The sequence below is a fragment of the Streptomyces sp. ID05-26A genome (assembly GCF_033794685.1).
Lineage (GTDB): Bacteria > Actinomycetota > Actinomycetes > Mycobacteriales > Pseudonocardiaceae > Lentzea.
The window spans coordinates 310,167-321,961 of sequence record NZ_JARAYZ010000005.1 but is presented as its reverse complement, the minus strand read 5'-3'; the positions used below and the strand labels follow the sequence as shown (position 1 = coordinate 321,961).

General features: G+C 69.7%; 9 protein-coding genes. 4 read left to right on the top strand and 5 right to left on the bottom strand.

The genetic code is table 11. The features are described from left to right. Window positions 1–75: 75 nt before the first annotated feature. Both PV646_RS36195 and PV646_RS36190 read right to left on the bottom strand, forming a co-directional pair. Window positions 76–1,662: an endo-1,4-beta-xylanase gene (locus PV646_RS36195; protein ID WP_500346810.1), complete on the bottom strand. Its 1,587-nt coding sequence runs from the start codon at window positions 1,660–1,662 to the stop codon at window positions 76–78. 61 nt (window positions 1,663–1,723) lie between these two features. Beyond that, window positions 1,724–2,857 carry an ROK family transcriptional regulator gene (locus PV646_RS36190; protein WP_500346809.1) on the bottom strand — a complete coding sequence of 378 codons (1,134 nt, stop codon included), beginning with the start codon at window positions 2,855–2,857 and terminating at the stop codon, window positions 1,724–1,726. 125 nt (window positions 2,858–2,982) lie between these two features. Between PV646_RS36190 and PV646_RS36185 the strand changes: the two genes are divergently transcribed. From PV646_RS36185 to PV646_RS36170, 4 genes are all read left to right on the top strand, one after another. Continuing rightward, entirely contained in the window at window positions 2,983–3,939 is a 957-nt protein-coding gene (locus tag PV646_RS36185; RefSeq protein WP_500346808.1) for a hypothetical protein, read from the top strand. A gap of 46 nt (window positions 3,940–3,985) precedes the next feature. Next, entirely contained in the window at window positions 3,986–4,672 is a 687-nt protein-coding gene (locus PV646_RS36180; RefSeq protein ID WP_500346807.1) for a class I SAM-dependent methyltransferase, read from the top strand. Between the two features lie 116 nt (window positions 4,673–4,788). After that, window positions 4,789–5,535 (top strand): sensor histidine kinase, encoded by a 747-nt coding sequence (locus tag PV646_RS36175; RefSeq protein WP_500346806.1) that lies wholly within the window; start codon window positions 4,789–4,791, stop codon window positions 5,533–5,535. Between the two features lie 69 nt (window positions 5,536–5,604). Next, window positions 5,605–7,704, top strand: a complete 2,100-nt coding sequence (locus PV646_RS36170; RefSeq protein ID WP_500346805.1) for an NACHT domain-containing protein — start codon at window positions 5,605–5,607, stop codon at window positions 7,702–7,704. On the opposite strand, the gene PV646_RS36165 is transcribed toward PV646_RS36170, so the two are convergent. Genes PV646_RS36165 through PV646_RS36155 form a run of 3 tightly spaced genes read right to left on the bottom strand, consistent with a single transcriptional unit; the run spans window position 7,665 to window position 11,786 of the window. Then, window positions 7,665–9,188, bottom strand: a complete 1,524-nt coding sequence (locus PV646_RS36165) for a helix-turn-helix domain-containing protein (RefSeq protein ID WP_500346804.1) — start codon at window positions 9,186–9,188, stop codon at window positions 7,665–7,667. The two genes, PV646_RS36170 and PV646_RS36165, sit on opposite strands and share 40 nt — an antisense overlap. Beyond that, complete coding sequence (locus tag PV646_RS36160; RefSeq protein ID WP_500346803.1) at window positions 9,185–10,246, bottom strand: S-methyl thiohydantoin desulfurase family protein; 1,062 nt, start codon at window positions 10,244–10,246, stop codon at window positions 9,185–9,187. The genes PV646_RS36165 and PV646_RS36160 overlap by 4 nt, the downstream gene beginning before the upstream one ends. 10 nt (window positions 10,247–10,256) lie before the next feature. Further along, window positions 10,257–11,786: a hydantoinase/oxoprolinase N-terminal domain-containing protein gene (locus tag PV646_RS36155; RefSeq protein WP_500346802.1), complete on the bottom strand. Its 1,530-nt coding sequence runs from the start codon at window positions 11,784–11,786 to the stop codon at window positions 10,257–10,259. Window positions 11,787–11,795: the final 9 nt, after the last annotated feature.

The window sequence follows — 11,795 nt, the reverse complement described above, 5'->3', positions numbered from 1 at the left end:
CGGTTGTACAACTGTGGTTGTGAGTACGGGCCCAATCGACGTTCTTCCCCTCACCACCTCACCGGGGCCGAGGACTCACTTCAGGGCGTCGGCCATCGAGGTCTGCGCCTTCTTCGGGGTGATCGACGCCGTCCACGGCAGCGCGTTGCCCGGCACCGGCGGGTACTTGTCCAAGTTGGCGGTCGAGCCGTACCTGTCGGTGAAGCCCCACGACGTGAAGCCGGTGCACGAGGCTTCCTGACGGCAGACCGCGAGCCGTTCACCGAACTGCTTGGCCTGCAGGGTCTGGTCCGGGGTCGTGACGTCCATTTCGGACACCCGGACCTTGAGCCCGAGCGCGGCGAGCGTGCGCACGTGCCTGCGGAACGTCTCGGCGGGCACGCGGTCCGACGCGTCGTACTCGTGGCTCTGCAGGCCGACGCCGTCGATGGGAACGCCGTTCTGCTTGAGCTTCTTCACCAGCGCGAGCAGGGCGTTCCACCGCGCCCCGTCCGCCTCGGCTCCGTACTCGTTGAGGTACAGCACGGCGTTCGGGTCCGCCGCGCGTGCAGCCCGGAAGGCCTGCGCGATGTAGTCGGCGCCCATGGCCTCGTACCAGAGGTTGTGTTCGAGGCCGTCGGAGTTGTCCTCGTTGATCGGCTCGTTGACGACGTCCCACTCGGTGACGCGGCCCTTGAAGTGCCCGGCGACCGCCTTGACGTGCTCGGTCATCACGGTCTTCTTGTCCGGGGCGGACCGCATCCACGTCGGCAGCGCCTCGAACCACACCAGCGTGTGCGCGTGCACCGCGATGTTGTTGGCCTCGGCGAAGTCGACGATCGCATCGGCCTCCTCGAACGCGAACACCCCGCGCGCCGGCTGCACGAACTGGGGCTTCATGTCGTTCTCGGGGGTGATCAGGTTGAACTGCTCCCCCGCCGTCGCGCGGTACAGGTCGTCGGCCACCAGCGGCCCGATCGCCAGCGCGCTGCCGACACCCACCTTGCGCGGCAACGCTTCCGCGCGAGACCGGAGCGAGCCGGGCACCGTCTTCTGCTTCCAGGCCGGGGCCTTGCGCACCTGCACACCACCGGAGGCGGTGAGGGACCGCAGGGTCCACGCGCCGTCCGCGCCGAACCAGATCTGCCCGGACGAGAAGGCGCCCGACTCCGGCAGGGTGCCGAGTTGCTTGCCGTTGGCCGAGAACTCGAGCGTCGAACCGGAACGCCTGACGCGCACCGACACGTCACCGGTCAGTCCGGAGCCGAACTTCTTGCTCTGCACGGGTTTGTCCGCCTTGCCGTTCCACACGGCGACGTCCAGCCTCCCGCCGGAGACGCCGACCCGGACGCTCGGCGGTTCCTGGCGCCACTCGTCGTAGATCACCGGCGGCGCGCCGTAGAGCTGCAACGAGCCGGAGCCGGACATGCCCGCGTCGACCTGGAACGTCCCGTTCACGACCAGGCGCGGGCCGAGCAGGTTCACCGGCGGGTTGGGTTGCGAGCGCCGGCCGTCGGTGCCGACGATCCAGCGGTCGAGCGGGCGGATCCGCACGCCGTCCGGGGTCTGCGTGGCGCCCGCGAAGTGACCCCAGTCCTGGCCGGTGAGCAGGTCGGCCTCGGCCTGCGGCACGACCGGTGGCGTGCCCGCCACGAGTAGCAGAGCAGCGAAAATGGGCAGCATCGAGCCTTCTCCTGTGATGGGTGTGGACCGCACAGGTGGCGGCGAAGCCTGGCGGGGAGTGTCAGTGGGCGGCAGAAACCCTGGTGGTGACCAGGTTCGTGAGCACGGTGCCGAGCCCGGTGGCGACGGCGCCGGTGAGGATGGCGGCCTCGCCCAGCCGTGAGGTCTCCACGGCGGGTGGCTTGTAAGGGGACAGCGCGGCCAGTGAGGTGCGCACGGGCTCGGCGAGCAGATCACCGTTCAACCCGATGCCACCTCCCAGCACGATCAACGAGACGTCCACGACCGACACGATCCTGGCGGCGTGCTCGGCGATCCGGTCGGCCTCCCAGGCGACGAGCCGCCGCGCGCGGTCGTCGCGTGCCCGAGCGGCGGTCATGACGTCCTCGCAGGTGGCGAAGTCGGAGTGCTGCCAGACGTGCGCGAGGAACGCGTCCGCGGCCGGGCTGTCGGTCCGGAACCGCTGGCCGGGCGGCACCTGGTCGATCTCACCCGCGGCGCCGTTCACACCGCGGTGCAGACCGCCGCCGAGCACCAGCCCGGCACCGACACCGCTGCCGATCGACAGGAACGCGAAGTCGCGCACTCCCGCACCGGCGCCCCGCCAGCCCTCGCCGACCGCGGCGAGGTTGACGTCGTTCTCCACGATCACCGGCAGGTCCAGTGCGGCGGTGAGTTCGGCCTTGGCGGCGAACCCCTCCAACGCGTGCTGGTTGGCGTCGTGGACGATCCCGGTGCGCGGGTCGATCACGCCACCGATGCCGATCGTGGCGACCTCGGGCAGCGACCCCGCCGTGTCGACGAGCGCGTCCCTCAGCCTCAGCGCCACCTCCAGCACGTGGGCCGGCTCGTTGCTCGTCACCGGCTGGTCGAGCCGCGCGAGCACCTCCCCGTCGAGGTCGGCGATCATGCCGCGCAGGTACCGGCTGCCGAGGTCGAGGGCCAGCACCGTGGCCGCCCGCGCCCGCGGCCCGAAGTACACCGCGTCGTACCCCGCCGCGTCCGGCGGCCGGGGCACCTCCTCGACGAGCCCGGCCGCGAGCAGCGCGTCGATCGCCCTGTTCGCGGTGGGTTTGGACATCCCGAGGTCCCGCGAGAGTTGCGCACGGGTGACCGGGTGTTCCCGGCGGATCGCCCGGTACACGGCCTGGAGATTGGTGTCCCGCACGTGCGCCCCGGTCACGGCTCCAGTCATGCCCGCCAAAGTAGTAACGAGCCGTTACCGGTGTCCAGGTTCACCCCTTCACATACCGATCACATACCTGACCTCATACCCGGCCGATGTTGTCTGGCGTCGTTCTCGACGAAGGGAGACCGGCGATGTCCGGCGAGAGGCAGTACAGCCGCCGTGCGATCGGCAAGCTGGCGGCAGGCGCCGTCGCGGCGGCGGGCATGGCGTCGTTGCCGGGCCAGGCGTCGGCCGCGCCGCACTACCGCGCGCACGGCCCGTTGCTCACCGACGGCTACCAGACGTGGATCGACGCGATCAACAACCAGGGCGCCGACCTCGCGAAGGTCGTGACGGGCTGGGGCATGCCGGGCTCCGGCCCGTGGCAGAACTTCCCCGACCACGTCTGGACCGCGGCGGGCGCGACGAACTTCCTCATCGTCCGCACCGTCACCGGCGACACGGACAAGATGATCGACCCGAACCAGGCCGTCGCCGAGATCCGCGACTCGCGCTTCTTCGAGTTCAAGAGGATCCGCTCGGGCGCCGACAAGTGCATCATCGAACTCGGCAACGAACCGAACATCCGCGTCGCCGACCCGTGGGCGTACGGCTACAACCTCAGCGTGACGATCGACCGCATCCGGGAGACGTTCCCCGGAGCCAAGATCTGCGGCACCGCGCTGTCGCCGAACAAGACCACGAACCCGGACACCTGGTACGCCAACCCGAACTTCGTCAACGCCATCAAGAAGTGCGACTTCGTGGGCGTCCACTTCTACAGCAACGCCGACGACGGCAACTTCGCCGCGCAGGGCGGGTGGAACGAGCTCACCTACTCGGAAACCCTGTCGCGGTGCGCGTCCAAGTGGCCCGGCAAGCCGGTGATCGCCACCGAGTACTCGATGCGGACGACCCGCGTCACGCCTTACAACAAGGGCTACAAGTACGGGAGCCTCATCCACTTCGACGACTCGGTCGCGTCCAGCCTGTGGGGTGCCTGCTACTACCACGTGCAGACCAACCCGGGCGGCATCGACTTCCACGAGAACGTGGGCTCCGAAGGTGCTCGCGGCTACCGCAAACGCCTGAGCGAAGGCGGCCTGTAACCCACTCCCCCAGGTAGACTTGCAGGGCGTCTACCTGGGGGTTTGAGTGCAACGGACCGTGCGCACGATCGACGACGTCATGGCTCTTCTGGACGGGTTGGCCGCCTCGCCCGAGGGCGACTGGTGGGACCGCTTCTACGCGGACCGCTCGCGCGAAATCCCGTTCTTCGTGGCCAAGCCCGACGAGAACCTGGCCGGCCTCGTGGAACGCGGCCTGCTCCGGCCAGGCCGCGCCCTGGACGTCGGCTGCGGTCCCGGCCGCAACGCGATCTTCTTGGCGCGCAACGGTTTCCAGGTCGACGCGGTGGACATCTCGGCGACCGCGATCAGATGGGCTGCCGAACGCGCCGAAGGCCTCGACATCCGCTTCCGGCACGGGGACGCGTTCGCGACCGAGGGCTCGTACGACCTGATCTACGACTCCGGCTGCTTCCACCACCTGCCACCGCACCGCCGCGTCAGCTACCTCGCGCTGCTCGACCGCGCGCTGGTCCCCGGCGGCCACTTCGCGCTCACCTGCTTCACCGACGAGGAGGGCACCGCCGTCCCGGACGCGGAGCTGTACCGGACCGGGCTCGCGGGCGGCGTCGGCCACACCCCGGAGGAGCTGCGGTGGATCTTCCAGGACCTCACCGAGGTGGAACTGCGCCGGATGTCGGAGGAGCCGCCGGACTCGCCGCGGTTCGGGAAGTCGTTCCTCTGGACGGCCCTGTTCACGCGCCGAGTGCAGTGACCGGACGCCGGCGTTCGGCAGGCGGAAAAGTCGGGTGTCGCCACCTGCGAAAGTAGGGTCAACCCCCTGCTCCAGTAGGTGATCCAAGGCACAAAACCGGCAGTATCGTCACCGGCGTGACGCAGGCCGGAGACCTGGCACTCGTGCTGCTCGTACTCGTGGCAGCCGCGCTCGCGGGCCTCTACCTCGGCACGCGGCGCAGCCTCACGCGGGCTCTGGCCGAGCGGGAACGTGAACTGCTGGCCGAGCAGGCCCGAGCCGACGAACGCACGAGACTCGCCGCCGAGATGCACGACGTGGTCACGCACCGGCTGAACCTGATGGTGCTGCACGCCGGCGCGTTGCGGATCGCCGCGCACGACGACGGCGTCCGCGAGGCGGCGGGCGAACTGCGCACCGCGGGCTGCCAGGCGCTGGACGAACTGCGTGACCTGGTCGGCGTGCTGCGCTCCGGCCGGACCACCCGCATCCCCGACGTGCTGCCCGACCACCTCTCCCGCCTGGTCGCCGACTCCGGCACCGGCCTCGCGATCACCCTCACCGAACACGGCGACGCGGACACCATCTCCCCCGCCATGCGCCGCACGGTGTACCGGGTCGTCCAGGAGTCCCTGACCAACGTGCACAAGCACGCGCCCGGCGCCCGCACCGAGATCACGATCCACTGTGGACCGAGCATCGTGCGCGCGGTCATCCGCAACACGAGACCGGTCTCCCCGGTCCTGGCACTCCCCGGTGCGGGCAGCGGTCTGCTCGGCCTGCGCGGCAGGGTGGAGATGGTCGGGGGAACGCTGACCGCCGGCCCGACGGACGACGGCGGCTTCGAGGTGGACGCCGTGCTGCCCGCGTTCGTCCCTACGTGACCTCGTCCTGATCGGCCGCGCTGAAACGCTCAGCGCCTCCTGGACGACACAGCACGGGAGGTGGGGGCAGTGAAGAAACGCGATTGGGTGCCTGCGGCACTCGCGCTGACCGTCTCCGCGCTCGCTGCCGCCTACTTCGCACCGCTGGGCGACTGGGTAGCAGCCAACCCGCTGCCCGGCCAGGAGTGGATGAAGAACCACACGGGTACTGCGATGGTCACGTTCGCCCTCGTGTTGTTGGCGGCAGGCGCGCTCGCGTGGCAACAACGGGAACATGCCTCGCCGCCTTCACGCCAGGCATTCGACCCCGGCGCCGACGGCCATCTCGACGACCTCCGCAAGCGCATGAAAGCCATCTGGATCGATCAGTTCCTGACTCGCTCACTCGAAAGGATCGTGCCAGCGAAGCTCGGCTTCGCAGAACGGCATGATGCGATCACAAGTCCACTGCGAGTCATCGGTACCCCGGACCTGAACGCGGGGATCGCCGGAATCTTCGCCGATCCGAACACCGCCCGCAGGCTGCTCGTACTCGGCGCGCCAGGATCAGGAAAGACCACTCAGCTCCTGCGCCTCGCAGATCATTTGTTGAGCGACCCCGAAGGCCTCGTTCCGATCGTGGTGCCCTTGTCCGGCAGCAGTTGGCGGGTCGAATCGCCCAGAACACCGGCACTGTCGTGGATCCGCAGAGAAACCGGCTTGGACCAGGACGAACTCATCGTCGCCAGGACCGTCAAATGGCTCGCCTTCGAGATCGGCCGGCTCTACCAACTTCCTCCCGCACACGTCGAGCACTGGTTGTGGGCCGATCGCAGCCCGGTCGTACTGCTGCTGGATGGACTCGACGAGATCCGCGATGCGAGGGACCGAGGCAGGTGCTTGGAAGCTTTGTCCTTGCTGCGATCCCGGCTGAACACGGGCCTGGTGGTGTGCAGCAGGACCACCGAGTACTTCGAAGCCAACCGCAAACTCGCCTTCGGAGTCGCGGCGGAGATCATGTCGCTGAGCCCGAAGGACGTGGACGGATACTTGGTTGACGCGGGTGCGGAATTGGCGTCCTTGCGCACCGCGTGCCAACGGAACCCGGCCCTGGCGACCTTGCTGGACACCCCGCTCACGCTGACCGTGGCGGTCTTGACCTATCGCGGCAAGCTGGTGGACCAGGAAGCAGTGCGTGAACTGACCGCGAACCAGCTCGACCATCTGTGGTCGGCCTATCTGCGCGAGGTTCTACCAAGGAAGCGCAGCCTGACCAGCACTGTCACGTACAACTACGAGGACACGCTGCACTATGCGCGCAGCCTGGCGGTTCTGCTGGAAAGAGCGGGGCGCGACACCTTCCGCATGGACGCGCTGAGTCTGGCGTGGGTCGACCGTCAAAGGCGTGCCTGGCCGGGAATCGCTGTGTTCAACGTAGGGTTCACCGCGCTGCTGTCCGCGATCGCGACCAGCCTCGCGTGGCAGAAGATCGGAGCGGCGGGCTTGGTCGTTTCCTTGTTGGGCGCAATCGTCTACATCGCGCTTCACAACAACGACACGGACTTCATGTCCATCCATTGGACCCTGGACTGGACTTCAGCGGGCAAGATCGCTGCGTCCATGACTGCGACAGGTTTGACGATCGGCATGATCGTCGGTGCGGTCGGCGACGCAGTGGGGTGGTTCGACGGCTTCCACGCCCTCCTGGTCGGACAGTTCGCCGGCATCGTCGGCGGGCTGATGGCGGCGATCCTCGTGCTACCGGACCAAGCGGTCGACCAACCTCTCGTGTTGGGCCGCGAGGTGTCCGCCACCCGCCGCACGCTGCAAGTGCGTCTGACGTCATGCCTCGTTTCTCTGCTGCCCCTGATCGCGTTGTTGTCGGTCGACCACCTCACCGAACCATCGCTGAAGCCGGAGGGGATGTCGCTGGTGATCGGCACCGCCCTAGGAGTGTGGCTTCCAGGGATCGCGATGTCGTTACAAGGCTGGTGGAGCTACCGCACCGCGTTGCGCCTGATCCGGAGGGACGGAATGCTGCCGCGCGACATGGCGAGCTTCTTGGCGCACACCGAAGAGCGCATCATCACCAGACGCAGACTCGACGGCCACGCGTTCCTGCACCGCACGCTGCAGAGCCACCTCGCCGCTCAGTCGTCGGAGGCACGCACCGCCCGGCACGCCAAGTGAACTGCGAGCCGTTCGTCCGGGTTGAGCAGGCTGACCCCGAGCAGTTGCTCGACCCGGTTGATCCGCTGCGACACCGTGTTCCGGTGCACCTTCAGGCGCACGGCCGCGGACGACGTCACCGACTCCTCGTCGAGGTAGACGGCCAGGGTGCGCAACAACTGCCCGTCCTCCACACCCGCCAGCGGTGCCAGCAGCCGTGCGGCCTGGTCGACCAGCGCCGGGGTCTCGGCCGCCATCGACAGCAGGCGTCGCACGCCCAGTTCGTCGACGTGCACGACCTTCGCCGAGCCGGTCATCGAGGCGGCCTCGCGGGCCTCGGCGAGCGTCCTGCCCACCCCCGTGACGCCGGGGTGCGGGCGTCCGATGCCGGCCACGAGCGGGCAGTCGCCCAGCACCTGGGCGATCTTCGCGGTCAGCTCGCGGTGCTGCGACTGCGGCGGCTCGGAGTCGTTGGTGAGCCAGAACGACCAGCCCTCCGCTCCCTCGACCAGCTGGCCGTGCAGACCGCGGCGGGACAGGTCGACGCGCAGCCGTTCGGCGCTCGCGGTGTCGGCCACGCTCGACGGCACGACGTAGACGCCCGTGTGCCAGCCGTCGAGCCGCCACCCGGCGAGCACGGCCTGCTGCACCAGTTGTGGTGGCACGTCGTCACCGGACGCGAGCAGTTCGGACAGCAGCGAGCCTCGGGAACGGGCACGGCGCTCGGTCTCCAGGCGTTCGGCGGCGACCCAGCTGCCCAGCGCCCACGACGCGACCTGGCTGATCTGCGCGACCGTCTCGGCCCAGCGCTTGTTGCTGCCCCGCGCGTGCGAGACGAGCCACAGGTGGACGTGCCCGGTGCGGTCGGTCTCCACCGGCACGGCCACGGCGAAGCCCTCGGCCATCTCGACGGTGGCGGCGACGGAGCCGGCCAGCAGGTCCGGCGGCAGTCCGGGCGGGGACACGCCCTCGATCGCGGTGCCGTCCGCGCTGATCACGGCACACGTCACGTGCAGCTCACCGGCCAGGATCGTGATCACCGACCGCGGATCGGGCCTGCTGCGCCCCAGCCGTGCGGTGACGGCGTTGAGCAGCCTGGCCGCCGCGACCTCGGGACGCCGCACCGCCGTGCGCAACGCGTCCGCGACCAGCAGCGGGTCGTCCGCGTCGGCCTGCAGCAACGGCACGCCGAGCCGGTTCGCGAACGAGATCGTCGCGGTCGAGGGGGCCTGGTAGCCGCCGGTCGACGGACGCACCAGCACGACGGCCCGCACGTCGGCGCTGTACGCCCGGCGCAGCGCCACCTCGACGAGGTACGGCTGGTGCCCGGTGAGGATCACCAGGTCACCCGCCGAGCACGCCTCGACGGCCGTGATGTCCGCCGCCAGCCGCACGTCCGCGACCTCGGTGCCGACGCCGCGTTCGCCCGCCAGCAGCGTCACGTCGCCGAGCACGCCGATCTCCAGGAGATCGCGCACGGTCAGGGAGTCGGCGTCGTCGATCACTCGGCGTCCCGGAACGGCAGGTAGTCGAGGTCGTAGCCGAAGGCCCTCGGGTCGACCCGGCCGAGCAGCCCCGGGCGCACCCACTGCGGTGGTGATGGGAGCGCTACCACGTCCACGACCGCGCCGAACCCGAGCCGTTCGGCCGACAACGGGTGGCCGGTCTCGGCGTCCAGGCAGCACAGCAGGTCCGGCGTCGTCACGAGCGCCTCGCCGTCCGCGAGCGCGACGAGGTACTCCCCCTGCATCTCCAGGCGCACGTACGCATCGTCGGCGTCCAGCCGTCGCAGCGCCACCGTTCCGCGCGGGAAGTCCCCGATCGATTCACGCCACACCTCGACGACTTTTCCCCGTGCCACGAGGAAACCGCCGGAGGCCTTGGCCCGTTCGGCGACGGAGTCCGCGCGCCGCGACCAGATCTCGCCCAGTTCGAGAGCACGCGCGAGCGAGCCCGTGATGCCCGCCGCGACCGCGTCCGCGAGCTTCAACGGCTTCGCGACCATCATCGCCCAGCCTCCGAAGTCGACCATCACCGTGCGGGCGAGCTTCTCGATGCCGGTCGAGTCGAGCACCGCGCGGTTGCCGCTGGGTTCGGTGATGGCCAGCGGGGTCGTGGGCAGCCCGGCCGCGTCGTAGGTCGTCTGGTCGATCCGCGGGAACGCTCTCCCCATCCCGTCTACGTCGACGTACGGCAGGCCCAGCCGTGCGGCGAGGAGCAGCGGCAACAGGCCGTTGCACCCGCCGATCTCCCAGCCGATGACGGCCGTCGCGGGCGTGGAGTCGTGCGCCTGCAACGCTTTGAGCGCCTCCTCGGCCTCCCGGCCGGACGGCAGCTTCTCGATCATGACGGTCGGTGCGCCGAGCAGCCCGACCCGTGCGCCGTACCCGTCCGGATCGGCCTCGGCCGCGTCGAGGACCGTGACAGGACCGCTCTGCCGCATCTCGTGCCGCAGCATCGCGGCGAACGCGTGGGTCTCCTGCTCGCCACCCCCGCCACCGCTGCCGAGCATGACCACGCCCAGGGCGAGCCGGTCCACCTCGTCGGGCCGCAGCAGGTGCATGAGCAGGACCCTAGTGGCCGAGCAGCAGATCACCCACCGCACGCGCTCGCACGCGGCTCGCGTTTCCCGGCAGGTAGGCGAGCGGGATCTCCTCGATCTCGACGATCCGCACGCTGCCCGCGTCCGCCCCCGCCGCCACCGCCCTGTCCACGGCCTCCTGCCGGGCCGCGTCGAGCACCTCGTCCCGGCGCGCCGGCTCCATCGTGAACACCCGGTCGACCTCACCGCCGACCTGCGCGATCGCGGCACCGATGGCACCCGCGAAGGCGTGGTGCGGGGGCCTCACACCCTTGATCCCGTCCGGCACGAGGACGCTCCCGCCGCCGACCAGCACGACGGGCACCGGTGCGGGGCTCGTGCGCGTGCGGTCGACCTGGACGGCGATCCGGTCGCCGACGTGGTCGAGCACCGCCCGCACGAGCGTCCGGTCCAGGTTCTCGACGAGGCTCCTGTCGCCGATGTCGGCGAGACCCGCCGCGACCGCCACGTCCGTCGCCGTCAGCGTGTCGCCACCGAACACCAAGGCTCTTTGCGCCAAACGGAATCCGACGCTCTCCGGTCCTACCTGGACCTCGGGTGACCGCCTGACGACGCTGCCCCCGCCGAGGCCGATCGAGCGGACGTCGGGCATCCGGAAGTTCGTGCGGACGCCGCTGATCAGCACCTCGGACGACGCCTCGCGCGGGAAACCGTGGTGCAGCACGCCGATGTCGGTCGTGGTGCCGCCGACGTCGATCACCGCGCAGTCGTCCAGACCGGCCAGGAACGCACCACCGCGCATCGAGTTCGTAGGGCCCGAGGAGAACGTGGCGACCGGGTAGCAGCGGGCGTACTCCAGGTCCATCAGCGTGCCGTCGTTCTGGCTGAGGTACAGGGGCGCGTCGATGCCCTGTGCCGTCAGGGATTCCGAGAGTCCGTCGGCGATCTGCTCGGCGAGCACGCGCAGTGCGGCGTTGATGATCGTCGCGTTCTCCCGCTCCAGCAGGCCGAGCCGCCCGATCTCGTGCGAGAAGCTCACCAGCAGACCCGGCACCTCGGCCGTGAGGATCTCGGCGGCCCGGCGTTCGAACTCGCTGCTGACCAACGAGAACACCGACGAGATGGCGACCGACCGCACGCCTTTCCCCGCGATGTCGGCGGCGACCGCGCGCAGCTCGTCCTCTCGTAGCGGCGAGATGACCCGGCCGTCGTACTCGTGGCCACCGTGGCAGAGGTAGGCGTGCCCGCCGATGGCGTTCCGCAGCTCCTCAGGCCAGTCGACGAACGGCGGAAGTGCCGCTGTGGCGGGAAGTCCAAGCCGGACGGCCGCCGTCCGCGCGAGCCCCCTGCCCTCCACGACGGCGTTGACGAAGTGCGTCGTCCCGATCATGACGGCGGTGATCGACGCCGGTTCGAACGCGTGCCGCAGCCCACTGACCGCGTCGATGATCCCGGTGGTCACGTCGGCCGTCGTGGTCGCCTTGCACGCGGTCAGGACACGCCGGCCCTCGACGAGAACGGCGTCGGTGTTCGTGCCGCCGACGTCGATACCGATGTGCATGTCCACCCC